This is a genomic window from Streptomyces sp. NPDC056452, assembly GCF_042796085.1.
Taxonomy (GTDB): Bacteria; Actinomycetota; Actinomycetes; order Streptomycetales; family Streptomycetaceae; genus Streptomyces.
This window is the reverse complement of the sequence record NZ_JBHTRI010000024.1, coordinates 73,801-92,779: the sequence shown is the minus strand read 5'-3', so window position 1 is coordinate 92,779 and position 18,979 is coordinate 73,801. Positions and strand designations below refer to the sequence as shown.

Genomic DNA, 18,979 nt, shown 5'->3' with positions numbered 1-18,979 from the left:
GTTCGTGGTCCGCGCCGCTGTACTGCCCGCCGTCGGAGCTCCCCTGGAGATCACCGACATCGAACTCCCCGAGCCCGGTCCCGGCCAGGTGAGCATCTCGCTCGCCGCCGCCGGCGTCTGCCACTCGGACCTGTCCCTGACGAACGGCACCATGCGGCTGCCCGTCCCCGCCGTCCTCGGCCACGAGGGCGCCGGTACGGTCCTGTCCGTCGGTGAAGGGGTGACCGATGTCGCCCCCGGCGACGCGGTCGTCCTCAACTGGGCGCCGTCCTGCGGGAACTGCTTCCACTGCGGCATCGGTGAGGTCTGGCTCTGCGCCGACGCGCTGAAGGGCGCGGCCAACATCCACGCCCGTACGGCCGACGGCACGGAGCTCCACCCGGGCCTGAACGTCGCGGCGTTCGCGCAGGAGACCGTCGTCGCCGCGAACTGCGTACTGCCCGCCCCGGCCGGTATCCCGCTCACCGACGCCGCGCTGCTCGGCTGCGCGGTCCTGACCGGATACGGGGCGGTGCACCACTCCGCCCGGGTCCGCGAGGGCGAGAGCGTCGTCGTGTTCGGGGTCGGCGGGGTCGGCCTCGCCGTCCTGCAGGCCGCGCGGATCGCCGGGGCATCGAAGATCATCGCGGTCGATGTCTCACCGGAGAAGGAGGAGCTCGCCCGCAAGGCGGGTGCCACCGACTACGTCATCGCCTCCGACACCACCCCGCGCGCGATCCGCAAGCTCACCGGCGGCCAGGGCGCGGACGTCGCCGTGGAGTGCGTGGGGCGGCCCGCCACGATCCGCGGGGCCTGGGAGTCCACCCGCCGCGGCGGCCGCACCACGGTCGTCGGCATCGGCGGCAAGGACCAGGTGGTGTCCTTCAACGCCCTGGAGATCTTCCACTGGGGCCGGTCGCTCACGGGCTGTGTGTACGGGAACAGTGACCCGGCACGCGACCTGCCGGTGCTCGCCGAGCACATCCGCGCCGGACGGTTCGACCTCTCCATGCTGGTGACGGAGCGGATCGCCCTGGACGGCATTCCGGCGGCCTTCGAGAACATGATCGCGGGCAAGGGCGGCCGCGCGCTGGTCGTCTTCTAGGAGCTCCCGTACAGCGGCCCGGGTCAGGGGACCCGGGCCGCCGGCTCCTCCCGGGGCTCCGCCCGGCGCGCCCGGGTGCGGGAGACCGCCACCCCGGCCAGACAGAGCAGGCCGCCCGCGACGGTGAGCAGGGCGGGTACCTCGTCGAGCAGCAGCCACGACATCAGCACCACCAGGGCGGGCACCGCGTACGTCGTCGCGCCCATCCGGCCCGCGGTGGTGCGCGCCAGCGCGTAGGCCCAGGTGGTGAAGGCCAGCGCCGTCGGGAAGACGCCCAGGTAGACCATGTTCAGCGTGGCCGAGACCGGCGCGTCGGCCGCCTCGGAGACCAGCACCCCGGCGAACGGCAGACAGGCGACCGTACCGATCAGACAGCCGAACGTGGTGATCTGCAGCGCGGATCCGTGCCGCAGGGCGGGCTTCTGGCTGACCACACCGCCCGCGTACGCCACCGCGGCCACGAGGCAGAGCACCACGCCGAGCACCGAGGAACTCCCGTGCCCGGACATGGAGAGACCGACCACCGCGGCCCCCGCGAACGACACGGCCATGCCCACGAGCAGCCGGCGCGGCAGCCCCTCGCCGAGCAGCCCGGCGCCCAGCAGCGCGATCAGGATCGGGCCGATGTTCACCACCATCGCGGCGGTGCCCGCATCGACCTGCTGCTCACCCCAGTTGAGCGCCACCATGTACAGCCCGAACCACAGCAGCCCCGATCCCACGATGCCCGGCCACGCCGCCCGGGACGGCAGTCCCTCCCGGCGTACGAGCAGGATCGCCCCGAGGGTCAGCGTCCCCGCGAGCAGCCGGCCGAGCGCCAGGGCTCCCGGTGAGTACGCCTCGCCCGCGCTGCGGATGGAGACGAAGGCGGAGGCCCACAGGACCACCGTGGTGCACGCGGCGGCGGGGGCCCGCCAGTCGCGTCCCGGAGAGGTCTGCGCGGCACGGCGCGATGTCGGTGTCGTCGTCATGGGCCCGACAGTAAGCCCGGGACGCTTCGGCACCTACCGAATAGTTCCCGCTTCGATTCCGAGCAGCTCCGACAGGGCACGCTCCCCGTCCGGCGTCGCCTTCACCGCGCGCCCGGACCCGATGCGTACGCACCATCCCGCCTCCAGGGCGTGACCGCACAGCGCGGCCCCGGCGGCCCCCGCCAGGTGCGGGCGGCGCTCCGTCCAGTCCAGGCACTCCCGCACGAGCGGCCGCCGCCCGTCGGGCTCCAGGACGATTCCCAGCGCCTCGAACCAGTCGAGTCCGTCGTCGGTGAGGGCGAACCCGGTGTCCTGGCGCAGCAGCCCCCGGGCGGTCATCGCGTCCGTGACCGTGATGCCGAGCCGCCCGGCGAGATGGTCGTAGCAGGTGCGTCCCCGGGCCAGCGCGCTGCTGATGCCCGCCGCGCGCAGGGTCCGTGGACGCTCCTCGTCCCGGTCGGGCAGGGCGTGGGCCGCCAGTTCCTCGACGAGGCGGGCGGTGCGGCTGCCGGCGAGCCGCACGTAGCGGTGGCGGCCCTGGCGCTCCTGCGTCAGCAGCCCGCCCGCGACGAGCTTCCCCAGGTGCTCGCTCGCCGTCGAGGGGGCAACTCCGGCATGCCGGGCCAGCTCGCCCGCCGTCCAGGCGCGGCCGTCGAGCAGGGCGAGGCAGAAGGCGGCGCGGGTCTCGTCGGCGAGCAGCGAGGCCAGGGCGGCGAGGTGGGAGGCGGCCGGACCGTGCGGTGTCATGCGAGCCATACGGTCCAGGATGCGTCAGCGACCGTTCGGCGCGTGCCGAAGCGTGCCGTTCGGCACGGTCTGCTCGTACTGCAGCGCGAGGCCGTCCAGCAGGGCCCGCAGCCCCGTCTCGAAGGCGCCCTCGTCGACCTGCTGGCGGCGGTCGGCCAGCAGGTGGGCCTGGCCGAGGTGGGGGTAGTCGGCCGGGTCGTACGCCGTCTCGTCGTCGACGAATCCGCGGGCGAAGGAGCCGAGCGCCGAGCCGGTGATGAAGTAGCGCATCAGCGCGCCGATGTAGGTCGCCTGGGCATGGGGCCAGCCGGCCCGCACCATCGCGCCGAAGACGGCGTCGGCGACCCGCAGGCCGGCCGGTCTGCGGCCGGGTCCCTGGGCCAGCACCGGGACGATGTGCGGGTGCGCGGCGAGTGCCGCGCGGTAGGAGACGGCCCAGTCGTGCAGGGCGGCCGGCCAGTCGCGGGGGTCGGCCTCCTCGAACATCGACAGATCGACCTTCGCGGACACGGCGTCGGCCACCGCGTCGAGGATCTCGTCCTTGTTGCGGAAGTGGTTGTAGAGCGAGGGTCCGCTGACCCCCAGCTCGGCCGCGAGCCGGCGGGTCGAGACCGCGTCGAGCCCCTCGGCGTCGACGAGCGCGCTCGCCGCCTCGACGATGCGGTCTCTGCTGAGGAGGGGCTTGCGCGGTCGGGCCATGCGGCACATAGTAGGGCCTGCAAGCATAAAACTAGCAGTGCTAATTAAAAGTGGGGTGTCGCAGGATGAACCTGGAGCTGAGCGAGGAGCAGGCAGCTGTCCGGGAGCTCGCCGAGAACTTCGTCGCACGGGAGATCACCCCGCATGTCGTCGAGTGGGACCGTGCCGAGAGTGTCGACAAGTCGATCGTGAAGAAGCTTGGCTCCCTCGGCTTCCTCGGGCTGACCGTGCCCGAGGAGTACGGCGGCTCGGGCGGTGACCACCTCGCGTACTGCCTGGTGACCGAGGAGCTCGGGCGCGGCGACTCGTCCGTGCGCGGCATCGTGTCCGTCTCGCTCGGCCTGGTCGCCAAGACCATCGCTTCCTGGGGCAGCGAGGAGCAGAAGCAGCAGTGGCTGCCGAGGCTCACCGCCGGTGAGGCCGTGGGCTGCTTCGGCCTCACCGAGCCCGGTACCGGCTCCGACGCGGGGAACCTCACGACGAAGGCCGTGCGCGACGGCGACGACTACGTGATCAACGGCTCCAAGATGTTCATCACCAACGGCACCTGGGCCGATGTGGTGCTGCTCTTCGCCCGCACCAACGACACCCCCGGCCACCGGGGCATCTCCGCCTTCCTGGTGCCGGCCGACAGTCCCGGCCTGACCCGGCGCACCGTCCACGGCAAGCTCGGCCTGCGCGGCCAGGCGACGGCCGAGATCGTGCTGGAGGACGTCCGCGTTCCCGCCGCCACGCTCCTGGGGCCCGAGGGCAAGGGCTTCTCGATCGCCATGTCCGCCCTGGCGAAGGGCCGGATGTCGGTCGCGGCAGGCTGCGTCGGCATCGCGCAGGCCGCCCTCGACGCCGCCGTACGGTACGCGGGCGAGCGCGAGCAGTTCGGCAAGTCCATCGCGAGCTACCAGCTCGTCCAGGAGCTGATCAGTGACATCTCCGTGGACGTCGACGCGGCGCGCATGCTGACCTGGCGCGTCGCCGACCTCGTCGACCGCGGCCAGGACTTCGCCACGGCCGCGTCCACGGCGAAGCTCTTCGCCTCCGAGGCGGCCGTCCGCGCCGCCAACAACGCCCTCCAGGTCTTCGGCGGCTACGGGTACATCGACGAGTACCCGGTCGGCAAGCTGGTCAGGGACGCCCGCGTGATGACCCTCTACGAGGGCACCAGCCAGATCCAGAAGCTGATCATCGGCCGCGCGCTGACGGGTGTCTCCGCCTTCTGAGTGCCGAACTGAGTACGCGGACGGATGTGCTGGACGCCGCCGCGCCGGATGCTGTGCGACATGAGTGAGACAACATCGGTCAAGCAGCAGAGCACCGCCGCCTTCTACGTCCAGGCCGTCCTCTCCTTCGGATTGGCCATGGGCGCGGTGGCCCTCGGTATCTTCTTCCTCGACGCCGACGCCTGGGTGCGCGCCTTCCTCGCCATCGGCGTCCTCTACCTCGTCACTTCGTGCTTCACTCTGGCCAAGGTCATCAGGGACCGTCAGGAGGCGGGGCAGATCATCAGCCGGGTCGACCAGGCCAGGCTGGAGAAGATCCTCGCCGAGCACGACCCCTTCCAGAAGCTCTGACGGTCTCAGCCGCCGACGACCCCTAAGCGCTTGCTCAGGTTCGGGGTATGGTGTTCGTCCTGCAGAGGGAGAGGGGCACGTGACCATGAGCACGGCGGAGCAGACCGACGGCGACGAGACGCCGTGGAGTGAGGTCACGCCCGAGGCGGCCCGGCGACTGCTCGTCGCCGCCGTCGAGGCCTTCGCCGAACGCGGGTATCACGCGACCACCACGCGGGACATCGCGGGGCGGGCCGGGATGAGCCCGGCCGCGCTGTACATCCACTACAAGACGAAGGAAGAGCTGCTCCACCGGATCAGCAGGATCGGTCACGACCGGGCCCTGCTCCTCCTGGAGACGGCTGCCGACAGGGACGGCACGGCGGCCGAGAGGCTCGCCGGCGCCGTACGGGCCTTCGTCCGCTGGCACGCCGAGCGCCACACCACGGCCCGGGTCGTCCAGTACGAACTCGAGGCGCTCGGCGACGAACACCGCGTGGAGATCGTCGAGCTGCGCAGGAAGAGCGATGCCGCGGTGCGCCGGATCATCAGCGACGGCGTCCGGGCGGGGGAGTTCGACGTCCCCGACGTCCCGGGCACCACGCTGGCCGTGCTCTCGCTCTGCATCGACGTGGCCCGCTGGTTCAACGCGCAGGGGAGCCGGACGCCCGACGAGGTCGGCACGCTCTACGCCGACCTCGTCCTGCGGATGGTGGGGGCGCAGAAGTAGCGCCCGTGCGCCGGGCCGGCCCGAGGGCCCGCCCGGCGTACGGGTACGGCTCAGAAGTAGAAGCGCGAAACCGCCTCGGCGACGCAGGCCGGCTTGTCGCCGCCCTCGCGCTCGATGGTGACGAGGGTGGTCACCTGCACACCGCCGCCCACCTCCTCGACGCTCTTGAGCACACCCGTCGCGCGCAGCCGCGAACCCACCGGCACGGTCGAGGGGAAGCGGACCTTGTTGCTGCCGTAGTTGATGCCCATCTTCACTCCCTCGACCCGCATGATCTGCGGTACGAACGCGGGCAGCAGCGAGAGCGTCAGATAGCCGTGGGCGATCGTCGTGCCGAAGGGTCCTGCGGCGGCACGCTGCGGATCCACATGGATCCACTGGTGGTCACCGGTGGCCTCGGCGAACTGGTCGATCCTCTTCTGCTCGATCTCCAGCCACTCGCTGTGACCGAGCTCCTGGCCCACCCCGTCCCGCAGCTCCTGTGCGGACGTGAAGATCTTCGGCTCTGCCATGTTCCTGGTCCCTGCCTTCCGGCTGTCTGCCGTCGTCCCCGAACGAATGTCTAAGCGCTTGCTCAGCATGGTTGGGCGGTGCGTCCCTGTCAACGACGGACCGGCCAGGTTTTCGAAGCGGGCGGCAGGGTTCGAGGAGGGACCAGTAGGGTTCGGGGAGTGCCACAGATCCCGCAGACACTTCACGAACTCACGGTCGGCCAGCTATCCGCACGCAGCGGCGCCGCCGTGTCGGCCCTGCACTTCTACGAGTCCAAGGGCCTGATCACCAGCAGCCGCACCAGCGGCAACCAGCGTCGCTACACCAGGGACGCCCTGCGCCGGGTCGCCTTCGTACGCGCGGCGCAGCGGGTCGGTATCCCGCTCGCCACCATCAGGCAGGCGCTCGCCGAGCTTCCGGAGGAACGCACGCCGAACCGGGAGGACTGGGCGCGGCTGTCCGAGGCGTGGCGCTCGGAGCTGGATGAGCGCATCAAGCAGCTGGGGCGGCTGCGGGACCATCTCACCGACTGCATCGGCTGCGGATGCCTGTCGCTGGAGACGTGTGTGCTGTCCAACCCCGACGATGTGTCCGGCGAACGGATCACGGGGTCGCGCCTGATGCCCGAGCGCAAGGCGGCGGACAACTAATAGGGGTCCTGGCCCTGCCGGCTCGGGACGTGGACGACGCGGGGTGCGCACAGGCGGGCGCCCCCCGCGCGCTTCAGGCCGCCGACGCCAGATCCCTCGGCCGCATCCCCCTGGCCCTGGCCAGTGCTCCCGGGGTCAGTACGGGACGGGGAACGACGATGCCGCACCCCGTGCAGACCGGGCCCGACCACGGTTCCCGGTCCAGGTCCTGCCGCCAGACGATTCCGGTCCCCGTGCAGACCGGGCAGGCGGCGCCCGGCTCCGCGCTCAGGGCGGCGATCAGGCGCCCCAGCACGTCGGCGAGCGGTGCGGCGGGATGGACCCCCGGGTTGTCGCACGGGGCGATGCCGTTGCCGCCCCAGGTCCGTCGGTGCCAGTCGTCGAACGCGCCAGGCCGGCGCAGTCCGTCGTGCTTCTCGCGGCGCCGCCGTTCGGCGAACCCCGTCTCGTACGCGAGCCAGACGTCCCGCGCCTCCTCCAGCTCCTCCAGCGCACCGATCAGGCGCACCGGGTCGGGAGCCCGGTCCTCGGGTTCGATCCCGTGCCGGGCGCACAGGTGATCCCAGGTGGCCCGGTGGCCGTAAGGGGCGAATCGCTCCAGGCATTTGCGCAGCGAGTACCGCCGCAAAGCCAGATCGCCCCGCGGATCGCGGACCTGTCTCGCAAGACTCCGGAAACCGGCCATGACACTGCCACCTCCGTCGGTCGTACTTCGGCGTCAAGGGATGGACGTACGACTGCCCGTTTCGGCTCCATCGAAAGGTGAAATGTGTCCACTACCTGAGATGGCCCATGTGGGCGGCGTGGCGACGGGTGTGGTGATTCGGAAAAAGTGACTGATGTTCATCTTACTGACGGGGTGTACCGCCAGTAACCTCCGGCGCATCGGCCATCCGGAGGAGCACGCATGCCCCCACGCACCCGCACGCTCAGAGCCGCCACAGTCGCGGCCGTTCTCGCCCTCGGTACGTCCCTGCTCGCCTCGGCCCCCCCGGCCGGCGCGGCCGAGCCGGAACACGTTGCTGTCGCCGATCACTGCCAGGGGCAGTGCGCCGACATCCTGCCACCCGGCGAGAACGGCAACGCCACCCTCGTCGAGATCCTCGGCAACAAGGCGTTCGGCACGCACCCGGCTCACAGCGACGACCAGCTCGACCGCTACAACGGCCTGGTGGCGGGGCATACGAGCCTCACCGACCAGAAACTGACCGACTTCTTCAACGACGCCTCCTTCGGGGTCGCCGCCGACCAGGTCGAGTCCGTCACGAAGCCGCGCGAGGACGTCACCATCACGCGCGACAAGAAGAGCGGCGTTCCGCACATCAAGGGCACCACCCGCTACGGCACCGAGTTCGGTGCCGGGTTCGCCGCCGGACAGGACCGCCTCTGGCTGATGGACCTCTTCCGGCACATCGGGCGCGGTGAGCTGACCTCGTTCGCCGGCGGAGCGCTCGCCAACCAGGGCCTGGAACAGCAGTTCTGGCCGCAGGCCCCGTACACCGAGGCGGACCTGGAGGCCCAGGTCGAATGGATCAGGACCACCGAGGGCCCACGCGGTGAGCAGGCGATGGCCGACGCCCAGGCCTACATCGACGGCATCAACGCCTACCGGGTGAAGTCGAAGAACGGCCGCTACTTCCCGGGCGAGTACGTCCTCACCGGAAAGATCGACTCGATCACCAACATAGGCGAGATCCAGCCGTTCAAACTGACCGACCTGATCTCCATCGCGTCGGTCGTCGGCGGACAGTTCGGCGGGGGAGGAGGCGGTGAGGTGCAGGCCGCGCTCTCGCTGCTCGCCGCCCAGCAGAAGTACGGCGTCGAGGAGGGGACCAGGGTCTGGGAGTCGTTCCGCCAGCGCAACGACCCCGAGGCCGTCCTCACCGTCCACGACGGCACCTCGTTCCCGTACGCGGGCAAGCCCGACCAGGCCCGCGGCACCGCACTTCCCGACGCGGGCTCCGTCACACCCGAACCCCTGATCTACGACCGCACGGGCTCGGCGGGCACCAATGCGAAGGCCCCGGTCAAGGCGCCGACCGCACTCAAGCCGCTGCAGGGCATGTACGACGACGGCGTCATCCCGGAGGGATCGCTGCCCGGAACCGGCAGCGGCGCCCAGAAGCGCGGCATGTCCAACGCCCTCCTGGTGTCCGGCCGTCACACCGCGAGCGGCAACCCGATCGCCGTGATGGGCCCCCAGACCGGCTACTTCGCCCCCCAGCTGATGATGCTCCAGGAGCTCCAGGGCCCCGGCATCAGCGCCCGCGGCGTCTCCTTCGCCGGCGTCGGCATGTACATCCAGATGGGCCGCGGCCAGGACTACGCCTGGAGCGCCACATCGGCCGCCCAGGACATCACCGACACGTACGCCATCGAGCTCTGCGAACCGGACGGCTCCACGCCCTCCAAGGACTCCACGCACTACCGCGACAACGGCGCCTGCGCCCCGATGGAGAAGCTGGAGCGCACCAACTCCTGGAAGCCCACGGTCGCCGACTCCACCGCCAAGGGCTCCTACCGGATGCAGGTCTGGCGCACGGACTACGGCATCGTCACCCACCGCGCCACGGTGGGCGGCAAGCCGGTCGCGTACACCTCGCTGCGCACCACCTACCGCCACGAAGCCGACTCGATCATCGGCTTCCAGCTCTTCAACGACCCGGCGTACATCACCGACGCGGCCTCCTTCCAGCAGGCGGCCCATCACATCGACTACGCCTTCAACTGGTTCTACGCGGACTCGCGCACCGCAGCCTTCTACAACAGCGGCATGAACCCCGTGCGCGCGGCCGGAGTCGACCCGGCGCTGCCGGTCAAGGCCGAGAAGGCGTACGAGTGGCAGGGCTACGACCCGGCCGCCAACACCAGCGACTACACCCCGTTCGCCGAGCACCCGCAGTCCAGCGGACAGGACTACTACATCTCCTGGAACAACCGCCAGGCCAAGGACTACGCCACCGCCGCGTTCGGCTTCGGCGCGGTGCACCGGGGCGACCTGCTCGACGACAGGGTGGCGAAACTGGTCGAGGACGGCGGAGTGACCCGCGCCTCCCTCACCCGCGCCATGGCGGAGGCGGCCGTCACGGACCTGCGGGGCGAGCAGCTGCTGCCCGAGCTCCTGAAGGTGCTGCGCTCCCAGCCGGTCACCGATCCCGCGCTCAACGCGGTGGTGCAGCAGCTGGACTCATGGCGCGCGGCGGGTTCACAGCGCAAGGAGACCACTCAGGGATCACACACGTACACGCACGCGGACGCGGTACGGATCATGGACGCCTGGTGGCCGAAACTGGTCGAGGCCGAGTTCCGGCCCGGTCTGGGTGACGGCCTCTACACGGCGCTGACCGCGAACCTGGCCACGGACGAGTCACCGGCCGCGAGCCACGGGCCGAGCGGGGCGCACAGCGGCTCCGCGTTCCAGTACGGCTGGTGGGGATTCGCCGACAAGGACCTGCGACAGGTCCTCGGACAGCCCGTCAAGGGACCGCTGGCGAAGACGTACTGCGGCAACGGCGACCTGAGCACCTGCCGCCAGGCACTGCTCACCACGCTGAAGCAGGCGGCTGCCGAGCCCGCGACGGCGGTCTACCCCGGGGACGACAGCTGCGGGGCGGGTGAGCAGTGGTGCACCGACGCGATCGTCCACCGCGCGCTCGGCGGGATCACGCACAAAACGATCCACTGGCAGAACCGGCCGACGTACCAGCAGGTCGTGGAGTTCCCTTCCCACCGCTGACCTGGACTCCTCGAGCGCCGGACGGGCATGTCGAGCCCGTCCGGCGGTCGAGGGCACGGCAGGTGCCTTCGGCACTCACCGGTACTGGAGATACCTCTTGCGCGTGGCCCGGAACGCCGCCAGATCGGCGCTCCACGCCCCCACCACCTCATCGGTGTCCGCGCCGGCGTCGATCATCGTGCGGACCCGCGTGTTGCCCGTGAGCTTGTCGATCCAGTTGTCCGGGCGCCACGCGAACCCGCTCCACGTCCGCTTCGCCGACACCAGCAGCGCGATGCCGGTGCGTACCGGGTCGAAGACGTCCCGGTCCTGGACGTGCACCTGGACCCCGCCCACCGTCTTCCCCTGGAACTTGGAGAACGTCGGCGCGAAGTACGCCTCACGGAAGGCCACCCCGGGCAGCTCCAGCGCGTTCGCCGCCGCCGCCCACCGGTGGTCGATCCCCTCCGCCCCGAGCAGTTCGAACGGCCGGGTCGTGCCCCGCCCCTCGGAGAGGTTCGTTCCCTCGAACAGGCATGTCCCCGAGTAGACCAGCGCCGTCTCCGGCGTCGGCATGTTGGGGCTCGGGGGCACCCACGGCAGCCCCGTCACGTCGAAGAAGTCGGAACGCTTCCACCCCGACATCTTCACGATGTCCAGCTCGACCGGGCGCGCCGCGAGGAACTCCGCGTTGAAGAGCAGCGCCAGCTCGGCGACCGTCATCCCGTGCGCCTGGGAGATCTCCCTGCGCCCCACGAACGTCGCGAAGGCCGGGTCGAGCACCGGTCCCAGCGCCGCCCGCCCGGTCACCGGGTTCGGCCGGTCGAGGACGACGAACCGCTTGCCGGCGAGAGCCGCCGCCTCCATGCAGTCGTAAAGGGTCCAGATGTACGTGTAGAAGCGGGCGCCCGCGTCCTGGATGTCGAAGACGACCGTGTCCACGCCGGAGGCCGTGAAGACGTCCGCGAGCGGCTGCCCGCTCTTGAGGTAGGTGTCGTAGACCGGCAGCCCCGTCGCCGGGTCGTCGTAGCGTCCCTCCGAGCCGCCCGCCTGCGCGGTCCCGCGGAAGCCGTGCTCCGGTCCGAAGACCGCGGTCAGATTCACCCGCTCGTCCGGGTGCATCACATCGACGATGTGCCGTACGTCCGCCGTGATCCCGGTCGGATTGGTGACGACACCGACCTTCTCGCCCGCCAGAGTCCGGTACCCGTCGGCGGCCAGCCGTTCGAAGCCGGTACGGACCCCGGTGCGCCCGGCACCGTGCCCCCGGCCTGCGGCCGAGGCCGTTCCGGGCCCGGCCGCGGTGGCCGCGACAGCACCCATCGCTCCGCCGACGGCCAGCAAACCACGTCTGGACAGGGTCATTCCGCTACCTCCATGATCGCGCCGACTGTCATGGCCACGCACGCTAGCGCGGGCCCGGGCCGCACGGAACGGCCCTGACTGGGCAGATTCCCAGTCCTGCCCGGGACCCCTTCCCTGATCACATACCGACTGGTTAGTCTGCCGGGGAAGACGGCTGAGAGAGGCGGGACCGATGAGTACGGTGCAGGGCGCTGGCGTAGTGGTGACCGGAGCCGGAGGCGGCATCGGAGCCGCTCTGGCCCGCAGATTCGCCTCGGAGGGTGCACGGGTCGTCGTCAACGATCTCGACATCGACCGGATCAAGGCGCTCGCCGAGGAGATCGGCGCGACGGCCGTCGCAGGTGACGCCTCGGGGATCGTGGACGCGGCCCGGGACGCACTCGACGGCACGGTGGACATCTACTGCGCCAACGCGGGCCTGGCATCCGGCGGCGACGCCTTCGCCGACGAGGACGTCTGGGCAGCGGCCTGGGACGTCAACGTGATGTCCCACGTCCGCGCGGCCAGGGCACTGCTGCCGGACTGGCTGGAGCGCGGCAGCGGCCGTTTCGTCTCCACCGCGTCCGCGGCCGGTCTGCTGACGATGATCGGCGCGGCCCCGTACAGCGTCACCAAGCACGGCGCGGTGGCCTTCGCCGAGTGGCTCGCGCTCACCTACCGCCACCGCGGCATCAAGGTCCACACGATCTGTCCGCAGGGCGTGCGTACGGACATGCTCACCGCGGCGGGCTCCGCGGGCGATCTCGTACTCGCCCCCACCGCCATCGAGCCTGAGGCCGTCGCCGACGCCCTGTTCGACGCCATGGAGCAGGACCGCTTCCTGGTCCTGCCGCACCCGGAGGTGGCCGGGTACTACCGGGCCCGCGCCAAGGACCCCGACCACTGGATCGGCAGCATGAACCACCTGCAGCAGAAGTGGGAGGAGGCCGGCGCATGACCGAGTCCATCTACGCGGCAAAGCCCTGGACCGCCCTGCTCAGCGAGGCCCAGCGGGCCCCCGTCCACCCGGCCGAGACCCTGGTGCACGCCTTCCGCGCCGCTGCCGCACGGGCTCCCGAGCACCCCGCCCTCGCCTACTTCGACGGCCGCCTCGGCTACCGCGAGACCGATGAGCTCTCCGACTCCGTGGCCGGGCACCTCGCCGCCGAGGGGCTGCGGCGCGGCGACCGGGTGGCGATCATGCTGCAGAACACCCCGCACTTCGTCCTCGCGCTGCTGGGTGCCTGGAAGGCCGGCGCGACCGTCGTCCCGCTGAACCCGATGTACAAGTCCGGCGAGGTCGGCCACGTACTGAAGGACGCGGCGGTGACCGCGCTGATCTGCTCCGACCGGGCCTGGGAGTCCTATCTGCGGGACACCGCGGAGGCCGCGCCCAGCGTGAAGATCGCCGTCACCGCCTGCGAGCGCGACCTCCAGACGGCCGACGACCCCCGGGTGCTCGGCTTCGAGCGGCTCCCCGCCCCCGGCCCCGACGACTGGGCGGCGGACCTGGTGGCCGTGGCCCGCCGGGGACTCGCCGCCCCCGAGGGCACCGAGCTCACCGCAGCCGACGTGGCGCTGATCAGCTACACCTCCGGGACGAGCGGCACCCCCAAGGGCGCCATGAACTCCCACGCCAACATCATGGTCAACGCGGAGCGGCAGCGGACCGGCCACCCCATCGCCGAGGGTGCCGCCTACTTCGCGCTCGCCCCGCTCTTCCACATCACCGGCATGGTGTGCCAGCTCGCCGCCTGCATCGCCAACGCGGGCACCCTGGTGCTCGCCTACCGCTTCGAGGCGAGCGTCGTCCTGGAGGCCTTCGCCGAGCACCGCCCCGCCTACACCGTCGGCCCCTCGACCGCCTTCATGGCGCTCGCCGCGCACCCCGGGGTCACCCGCGAGCACTTCGCCTCCTTCGAGGTGATCTCCTCGGGCGGTGCGCCGCTGCCGCCCGCGCTCGTGGAGAAGTTCCGCGACGGCTTCGGCCCGTACATCCGCAACGGCTACGGCCTCACCGAGTGCACGGCGCCCTGCGCCGCCGTGCCGCCGGAGCACGAGGCCCCCGTCGACCCGGTGTCCGGGACCCTGTCCGTCGGCATTCCCGGACCCGACACGCTGGTCAGGATCATCGACGAGAACGGCGACGACGTCCCCTTCGGCGAACAGGGCGAGATAGCCGTACGCGGGCCGCAGGTCGTCTCCGGGTACTGGAACCTCCCCGAGGCGACCGAGGCCGCCTTCCCCGACGGGGAACTGCGCACCGGCGACATCGGCTTCATGGACGCGGCGGGCTGGCTCTACGTCGTCGACCGCAAGAAGGACATGATCAACGCCTCCGGCTTCAAGGTCTGGCCCCGTGAGGTCGAGGACGTCCTCTACACCCACCCCGCGGTACGCGAGGCGGCCGTCGTGGGCGTCCCCGACACCTACCGCGGGGAGACCGTCCGGGCCTACGTCAGCCTGCGTCCGGGGGCCGAGACGGAGCCCGGCGAGCTGAGCGCGTACTGCAAGGAAAGGCTCGCCGCGTACAAGTACCCGCGCGAAGTGGAGATCCTGACGGAACTCCCGAAGACCGCAAGTGGGAAGATCCTCAGGCGGGAACTGCGTTCTCCCCGGTAGAACACCTCACGCACAGACGAAAGGGCAGGTGGCGGCAATGGCCAAGGCGACGGACGGGGACGGTACGCCCGTCCCTCAACGGCTGCTTGCCGCCGCCACCCGGCTCTTCGCCGAGCGTGGCTACGACCGCACCTCGGTCCAGGAGATCGTCGAGGCGGCGGGCGTCACCAAGGGCGCCCTCTACCACTATTTCGGCTCCAAGGAGGACCTCCTCCAGGAGGTCTACGCCCGGGTGCTGCGGCTCCAGCAGGAGCGGCTCGACGCGTACGCGAACGCCGAGGCCCCGATCGAGCAGCGGCTGCGCGACGCGGCGGCGGACGTGGTCGTCACGACCATCGAGAACCTCGACGACGCCTCGATCTTCTTCCGCTCGATGCACCACCTGAGCCCGGAGAAGAACAAGCAGGTACGGATGGAGCGGCGCCGCTACCACGAGGGGTTCCGGGCGCTCGTCGAGGAGGGGCAGCGCAGCGGGGTGTTCTCCTCGGCGACCCCGGCCGACCTGGTGGTCGACTACCACTTCGGTTCGGTCCACCACCTGTCCACGTGGTACAGCCCGGACGGCCCCCTCAGCCAGCAGGAGGTCGCCGACCACCTGGCCGACCTGCTGCTGAGGGCGCTGCGCCCCTGACGGCCGAAGCCGCCGGACGCGGCGGGCCGGCCGACCCGGCGCTGCCGGAGGCCGTCAGCCGGCGGCAGCCCACCGAGGGACCGTCGGCAGCACCCTCTCGGCGACGCCGAGCAGCACCGCGTCGTCCGGCGTCATGCCGTCCGTGCGCCACACCGCCACCTCGAAGGACCCGCCGCTGTCCTTAGCGTCCTGGGCGACGCTGAGGACGCGGGCCGGAGCGCCGGGACCGCTCTCGGAGTCGCTGCCGTCGAGGCGGAAACTGATGCTGATGGTGCGCTGCGAGTAGATGACCGCCGGGCGCCCCAGAAAGGTCTGCTGCCGTGCGTCGGCGCCCAGGAGCGTGGCGGACCCGTCCACCGGAAGACCGTCGTAGGTGGCCGACAGCGTCACGGTGTAGGTCCCGAACTCGACCTGGGCCGAGGGGGTGTCGATCTCCTTCGCGCCGGACAGGTCGAGGGAGCCGCCGTTGCCGCTGGCCGACTTCACGGTCTCCCCGGGCGTCCCCAGCACATCGGCCAGACCGGGACGGTTCAGCGCCTCGCACAGCTGCGCCCCGGAGACACGCCAGGGCGCCTTTCCGGGCTTCCCCGTCGCCTTCTCGGGCTCCCCGCCCGAGCAGGTGACAGGCGGCGGGACGCTGTCCGCGGACGACGTCTCCTGGATCGTCCACAGTCCGGCCGCCAGTGCCCCGACCAGCGCCACGGCCATGACGGCCTGCCCCCATGCGCCCGCGCCCTTCGTGGGTGCGCCTGTTACGTCTGCCATGTCCCCCGCCTGTCATGATCACCCCATATGTGCCCGGGGACCTTATCCCGTGATCATCGGGTGGGCAAGCGGGATCGGTGTCGGTGCGGCGCCAACTCCGCTCCTGCGCACGGCGATCGGCATCGACCCCGTCGGCGCGACGGGGTTCTTCCGCTCCCGTGCGGCAGCCCGCCCGCCGTCTCTGTCCGTTGAGCGAACAGGGCTGTCCGGATTCAGCTCTTGACGGTACGCGGCCATCTCGCTGACCATCGGTCACGCACATCGCACCGCCAGCTCCAGGCCCCGGCCGTGCACGGCCGGGTACCCCCCGCACGTTCCGTCAGTCCCCGAACGGAATCCGGAGCCTTCGATGAGCCCAGCCAGATACAGATCCGTGTCCGCATCCGCCCTCGCCGTCGCGGCCCTGCTCGCGACGGCGGCCCCCGCGGTACAGGCGGCCCCCGCCTCCTCCGCGGCGGCCGCCCCTTCTGCGGTGGCCGCGGCGCCCGACATACCCCTCGCCAACGTCAAGGCGCACCTCACCCAGCTCCAGTCGATCGCCACCGCCAACGGCGGCAACCGGGCCCACGGCCGGACCGGCTACAAGGCGTCCATCGACTATGTGAAGGCCAAGCTGGACGCGGCCGGATACACCACGGCACTCCAGCAGTTCACCTCCGGCGGAGCCACCGGGTACAACCTCGTCGCCGACTGGCCGGGAGGGGATCCGAACCAGGTCCTCATGGCCGGCTCCCACCTCGACTCGGTGACCTCCGGCGCGGGGATCAACGACAACGGCTCCGGCTCTGCGGCCGTGCTGGAAACCGCCCTCGCCGTCTCCCGGGCGCAGCTCGCACCCGACAAGCACCTGCGCTTCGCCTGGTGGGGTGCCGAGGAGCTGGGGCTCGTCGGCTCGAAGTACTACGTGAACAACCTCGCCGCCACCGAGCGTGCCAAGCTCGACGGATACCTCAACTTCGACATGATCGGCTCGCCCAACGCCGGCTACTTCGTCTACGACGACGACCCGGTCATCGAGCAGACCTTCAAGAGCTACTTCGCCGGCCTCTCGGTGCCCACCGAGATAGAGACCGAGGGCGACGGCCGCTCCGACCACGCCCCGTTCAAGAGCGCGGGCGTGCCCGTCGGCGGCCTGTTCACCGGAGCGAGCAACACGAAGAGCAGCGCCCAGGCCCAGAAGTGGGGCGGCACCGCGGGGCAGTCCTTCGACCGCTGCTACCACTCGTCCTGCGACACCACGGCCAACATCAACGACACGGCCCTGGACCGCAACAGCGACGCGGTGGCCCACGCGATCTGGACCCTCTCCGCAGGCACCGTCGAACCGCCCACGGGCGAGGGCGTGTTCACCAGCACCACCGATGTCGCCGTGCCGGACGCCGGGGCCGCCGTGACCTCCCCCATCGCGGTCACCGGACGGACCGGCTTCGCCCCCACCGCACTTCAGGTGGGCGTGGACATCAAGCACACCTGGCGCGGTGACCTCGTCGTCGATCTGCTCGCGCCGGACGGCACCGCGTACCGGCTGAAGAGCGCGAGCAGCAGCGACTCGGCCGACAACGTGATCGCGACCTACACCGTCAACGCGTCGAGCGAGACCGCGAACGGCACCTGGAAGCTCCAGGTGCGGGACACGGCCTCGCAGGACACCGGCTACATCGACAGCTGGAAGCTCACCTTCTGAACTCCTTCGGCGGTGCGGTCAGTAGGAGCGGGCCGCACCGCCGTCGGTCAGAGGCCGGAGCCCGTACCCGGGACCTCAGAACTCAGAGGTACTTCTTGATCTCGCGCCGGGCGAGCGACCGCTGGTGCACCTCGTCAGGCCCGTCCGCCAGCCGCAGGGTCCGTGCCGAGGCCCACAGTTCGGCCAGCGGGAAGTCCTGGCTCACACCGCCGGCGCCGTACACCTGCACCGCCTGGTCGAGAATCCCGACGACCGCGCGCGGCGTGGCGATCTTGATCGACTGGATCTCGGTGTGCGCCCCGCGGTTGCCCACCGTGTCCATCAGCCAGGCCGTCTTCAGGACGAGCAGCCGCAGCTGCTCCACGGTCACCCGGGCGTCCGCGATCCAGTTCTGCACGACGCCCTGCTGGGCGAGCGGCTTACCGAAGGCCGTACGGGACACGGCCCGCCTGCACATCAGCTCGATCGCGCGCTCGGCCATCCCGATCAGCCGCATGCAGTGGTGGATACGGCCCGGCCCAAGCCGCGCCTGGGCGATGGCGAAGCCGCCGCCCTCCTCGCCGATCAGATTCGCGGCGGGCACCCGCACATCCGTGAATACGACCTCGGCGTGGCCGCCATGGGAGTGGTCCTCGTAGCCGTACACCTGCATCGCACGGCGCACCTCCAGGCCGGGGGTGTCGCGCGGGACGAGGATCATGGACTGCTGGCGGCGGATGTCCTCGCCGTCCGGGTCGGTCTTGCCCATCACGATGAAGACGGCGCAGTCCGGGTTCATCGCCCCGGAGATGTACCACTTGCGCCCGTTGATGACGTAGTCATCGCCCTCCCGCGCGATCCGCGTCTCGATGTTCGTCGCGTCCGACGAGGCCACCTCGGGCTCCGTCATCGCGAACGCCGAGCGGATCTCGCCGGCGAGCAGCGGCTCCAGCCACTGCTTCTTCTGCTCGTCCGTGGCGAACTGGAAGAGCACCTCCATGTTCCCGGTGTCCGGGGCTGCGCAGTTCAGCGCGGTCGGGGCCAGATGCGGGCTGCGGCCGGTGATCTCGGCGAGCGGGGCGTACTGGAGGTTCGTCAGCCCGGCACCGTACTCCGCGTCGGGGAGGAAGAGGTTCCACAGGCCCTGCCTGCGCGCCTCCGCCTTGAGGTCCTCCACGACCTGCGGGGTGTCCCACGGCGAGGCGAGCCGGGCGCGCTGCTCCTCCGCGACCGCCTCGGCCGGGTACACGTGCTCGTCCATGAAGGCCAGCAGTTTCGTGCGCAGCTCTTCGGTACGGGCGTCGAATGCGAAGTCCATG

Annotated in this window: 18 protein-coding genes; 10 read left to right on the top strand and 8 right to left on the bottom strand. The window is 70.9% G+C overall.

What is annotated here, in order from left to right:
• Positions 1-4: 4 nt before the first annotated feature.
• Complete coding sequence (locus ACFQ6X_RS23375; protein ID WP_383184305.1) at positions 5-1,084, top strand: Zn-dependent alcohol dehydrogenase; 1,080 nt, start codon at positions 5-7, stop codon at positions 1,082-1,084.
• A gap of 23 nt (positions 1,085-1,107) precedes the next feature.
• Here the strand turns inward: ACFQ6X_RS23375 and ACFQ6X_RS23370 are convergent, their stop codons facing one another.
• The 3 genes from ACFQ6X_RS23370 to ACFQ6X_RS23360 are packed head-to-tail and all read right to left on the bottom strand — an operon-like array spanning position 1,108 to position 3,501.
• The gene (locus ACFQ6X_RS23370; RefSeq protein ID WP_383184304.1) at positions 1,108-2,055 is read right to left on the bottom strand and encodes a DMT family transporter; all 948 of its coding nucleotides are present in this window, start codon (positions 2,053-2,055) and stop codon (positions 1,108-1,110) included.
• Positions 2,056-2,088: 33 nt separating this feature from the next.
• The gene (locus ACFQ6X_RS23365) at positions 2,089-2,811 is read right to left on the bottom strand and encodes an ArsR/SmtB family transcription factor (protein ID WP_383184303.1); all 723 of its coding nucleotides are present in this window, start codon (positions 2,809-2,811) and stop codon (positions 2,089-2,091) included.
• A gap of 15 nt (positions 2,812-2,826) precedes the next feature.
• Positions 2,827-3,501, bottom strand: coding sequence for a TetR/AcrR family transcriptional regulator (locus ACFQ6X_RS23360; RefSeq protein ID WP_383184302.1), 675 nt, complete (start codon positions 3,499-3,501; stop codon positions 2,827-2,829).
• 65 nt (positions 3,502-3,566) lie between these two features.
• Here ACFQ6X_RS23360 and ACFQ6X_RS23355 point away from each other — a divergent pair, with 65 nt between their 5' ends.
• From ACFQ6X_RS23355 to ACFQ6X_RS23345, 3 genes are all read left to right on the top strand, one after another.
• Positions 3,567-4,718 (top strand): acyl-CoA dehydrogenase family protein, encoded by a 1,152-nt coding sequence (locus ACFQ6X_RS23355; protein WP_383184301.1) that lies wholly within the window; start codon positions 3,567-3,569, stop codon positions 4,716-4,718.
• A gap of 60 nt (positions 4,719-4,778) precedes the next feature.
• The gene (locus ACFQ6X_RS23350) at positions 4,779-5,069 is read left to right on the top strand and encodes a YiaA/YiaB family inner membrane protein (RefSeq protein WP_383184300.1); all 291 of its coding nucleotides are present in this window, start codon (positions 4,779-4,781) and stop codon (positions 5,067-5,069) included.
• 85 nt (positions 5,070-5,154) lie between these two features.
• Complete coding sequence (locus tag ACFQ6X_RS23345) at positions 5,155-5,778, top strand: TetR/AcrR family transcriptional regulator (RefSeq protein ID WP_329215431.1); 624 nt, start codon at positions 5,155-5,157, stop codon at positions 5,776-5,778.
• A gap of 50 nt (positions 5,779-5,828) precedes the next feature.
• Here the strand turns inward: ACFQ6X_RS23345 and ACFQ6X_RS23340 are convergent, their stop codons facing one another.
• Positions 5,829-6,290 carry a MaoC family dehydratase gene (locus ACFQ6X_RS23340; RefSeq protein ID WP_383184299.1) on the bottom strand — a complete coding sequence of 154 codons (462 nt, stop codon included), beginning with the start codon at positions 6,288-6,290 and terminating at the stop codon, positions 5,829-5,831.
• 159 nt (positions 6,291-6,449) lie between these two features.
• On the opposite strand from ACFQ6X_RS23340, the gene soxR reads away from it, so the two are divergent.
• On the top strand, positions 6,450-6,920 hold the full coding sequence (gene soxR / locus ACFQ6X_RS23335) for a redox-sensitive transcriptional activator SoxR (protein WP_383184298.1): 471 nt from the start codon (positions 6,450-6,452) through the stop codon (positions 6,918-6,920).
• Positions 6,921-6,993: 73 nt separating this feature from the next.
• On the opposite strand, the gene ACFQ6X_RS23330 is transcribed toward soxR, so the two are convergent.
• Positions 6,994-7,605 carry a hypothetical protein gene (locus ACFQ6X_RS23330; protein WP_329212712.1) on the bottom strand — a complete coding sequence of 204 codons (612 nt, stop codon included), beginning with the start codon at positions 7,603-7,605 and terminating at the stop codon, positions 6,994-6,996.
• A 222-nt stretch (positions 7,606-7,827) separates the two neighbouring features.
• On the opposite strand from ACFQ6X_RS23330, the gene ACFQ6X_RS23325 reads away from it, so the two are divergent.
• Positions 7,828-10,656 carry a penicillin acylase family protein gene (locus ACFQ6X_RS23325; RefSeq protein WP_383184297.1) on the top strand — a complete coding sequence of 943 codons (2,829 nt, stop codon included), beginning with the start codon at positions 7,828-7,830 and terminating at the stop codon, positions 10,654-10,656.
• A gap of 75 nt (positions 10,657-10,731) precedes the next feature.
• On the opposite strand, the gene ACFQ6X_RS23320 is transcribed toward ACFQ6X_RS23325, so the two are convergent.
• A complete protein-coding gene (locus ACFQ6X_RS23320; RefSeq protein ID WP_383184296.1) occupies positions 10,732-12,000 on the bottom strand; it encodes an exo-beta-N-acetylmuramidase NamZ domain-containing protein in 1,269 nt (422 codons plus the stop codon).
• Positions 12,001-12,172: 172 nt separating this feature from the next.
• Between ACFQ6X_RS23320 and ACFQ6X_RS23315 the strand changes: the two genes are divergently transcribed.
• The 3 genes from ACFQ6X_RS23315 to ACFQ6X_RS23305 are packed head-to-tail and all read left to right on the top strand — an operon-like array spanning position 12,173 to position 15,232.
• Positions 12,173-12,937 carry an SDR family oxidoreductase gene (locus ACFQ6X_RS23315; protein WP_383184295.1) on the top strand — a complete coding sequence of 255 codons (765 nt, stop codon included), beginning with the start codon at positions 12,173-12,175 and terminating at the stop codon, positions 12,935-12,937.
• Positions 12,934-14,601 carry an AMP-binding protein gene (locus ACFQ6X_RS23310; RefSeq protein WP_383184294.1) on the top strand — a complete coding sequence of 556 codons (1,668 nt, stop codon included), beginning with the start codon at positions 12,934-12,936 and terminating at the stop codon, positions 14,599-14,601. The genes ACFQ6X_RS23315 and ACFQ6X_RS23310 overlap by 4 nt, the downstream gene beginning before the upstream one ends.
• Positions 14,602-14,638: 37 nt before the next feature.
• Entirely contained in the window at positions 14,639-15,232 is a 594-nt protein-coding gene (locus ACFQ6X_RS23305) for a TetR/AcrR family transcriptional regulator (RefSeq protein ID WP_383184293.1), read from the top strand.
• Between the two features lie 54 nt (positions 15,233-15,286).
• On the opposite strand, the gene ACFQ6X_RS23300 is transcribed toward ACFQ6X_RS23305, so the two are convergent.
• On the bottom strand, positions 15,287-15,997 hold the full coding sequence (locus ACFQ6X_RS23300; RefSeq protein ID WP_383184292.1) for a DUF6215 domain-containing protein: 711 nt from the start codon (positions 15,995-15,997) through the stop codon (positions 15,287-15,289).
• A gap of 349 nt (positions 15,998-16,346) precedes the next feature.
• Between ACFQ6X_RS23300 and ACFQ6X_RS23295 the strand changes: the two genes are divergently transcribed.
• Positions 16,347-17,681, top strand: coding sequence for a M28 family metallopeptidase (locus ACFQ6X_RS23295; protein ID WP_383184291.1), 1,335 nt, complete (start codon positions 16,347-16,349; stop codon positions 17,679-17,681).
• A gap of 82 nt (positions 17,682-17,763) precedes the next feature.
• Here ACFQ6X_RS23295 and ACFQ6X_RS23290 read toward each other — a convergent pair whose 3' ends face one another.
• Complete coding sequence (locus tag ACFQ6X_RS23290; protein WP_383184290.1) at positions 17,764-18,978, bottom strand: acyl-CoA dehydrogenase family protein; 1,215 nt, start codon at positions 18,976-18,978, stop codon at positions 17,764-17,766.
• Between the last annotated feature and the right edge of the window lies 1 nt (position 18,979).

Bases quoted from the DNA above. Each gene is read 5' to 3' on its own strand.
- ACFQ6X_RS23305 (WP_383184293.1), top strand. From the start codon at position 14,639: ATGGCCAAGGCGACGGACGGGGACGGTACGCCCGTCCCTCAACGGCTG.
- ACFQ6X_RS23370 (WP_383184304.1), bottom strand. From the start codon at position 2,055: ATGACGACGACACCGACATCGCGCCGTGCCGCGCAGACCTCTCCGGGA.
- ACFQ6X_RS23290 (WP_383184290.1), bottom strand. From the start codon at position 18,978: ATGGACTTCGCATTCGACGCCCGTACCGAAGAGCTGCGCACGAAACTG.
- ACFQ6X_RS23315 (WP_383184295.1), top strand. From the start codon at position 12,173: ATGAGTACGGTGCAGGGCGCTGGCGTAGTGGTGACCGGAGCCGGAGGC.
- ACFQ6X_RS23355 (WP_383184301.1), top strand. From the start codon at position 3,567: ATGAACCTGGAGCTGAGCGAGGAGCAGGCAGCTGTCCGGGAGCTCGCC.
- ACFQ6X_RS23365 (WP_383184303.1), bottom strand. From the start codon at position 2,811: ATGGCTCGCATGACACCGCACGGTCCGGCCGCCTCCCACCTCGCCGCC.
- ACFQ6X_RS23295 (WP_383184291.1), top strand. From the start codon at position 16,347: ATGAGCCCAGCCAGATACAGATCCGTGTCCGCATCCGCCCTCGCCGTC.
- ACFQ6X_RS23325 (WP_383184297.1), top strand. From the start codon at position 7,828: ATGCCCCCACGCACCCGCACGCTCAGAGCCGCCACAGTCGCGGCCGTT.
- ACFQ6X_RS23340 (WP_383184299.1), bottom strand. From the start codon at position 6,290: ATGGCAGAGCCGAAGATCTTCACGTCCGCACAGGAGCTGCGGGACGGG.
- ACFQ6X_RS23320 (WP_383184296.1), bottom strand. From the start codon at position 12,000: ATGACCCTGTCCAGACGTGGTTTGCTGGCCGTCGGCGGAGCGATGGGT.
- ACFQ6X_RS23300 (WP_383184292.1), bottom strand. From the start codon at position 15,997: ATGGCAGACGTAACAGGCGCACCCACGAAGGGCGCGGGCGCATGGGGG.
- ACFQ6X_RS23350 (WP_383184300.1), top strand. From the start codon at position 4,779: ATGAGTGAGACAACATCGGTCAAGCAGCAGAGCACCGCCGCCTTCTAC.
- ACFQ6X_RS23310 (WP_383184294.1), top strand. From the start codon at position 12,934: ATGACCGAGTCCATCTACGCGGCAAAGCCCTGGACCGCCCTGCTCAGC.
- ACFQ6X_RS23330 (WP_329212712.1), bottom strand. From the start codon at position 7,605: ATGGCCGGTTTCCGGAGTCTTGCGAGACAGGTCCGCGATCCGCGGGGC.
- ACFQ6X_RS23360 (WP_383184302.1), bottom strand. From the start codon at position 3,501: ATGGCCCGACCGCGCAAGCCCCTCCTCAGCAGAGACCGCATCGTCGAG.
- ACFQ6X_RS23345 (WP_329215431.1), top strand. From the start codon at position 5,155: ATGAGCACGGCGGAGCAGACCGACGGCGACGAGACGCCGTGGAGTGAG.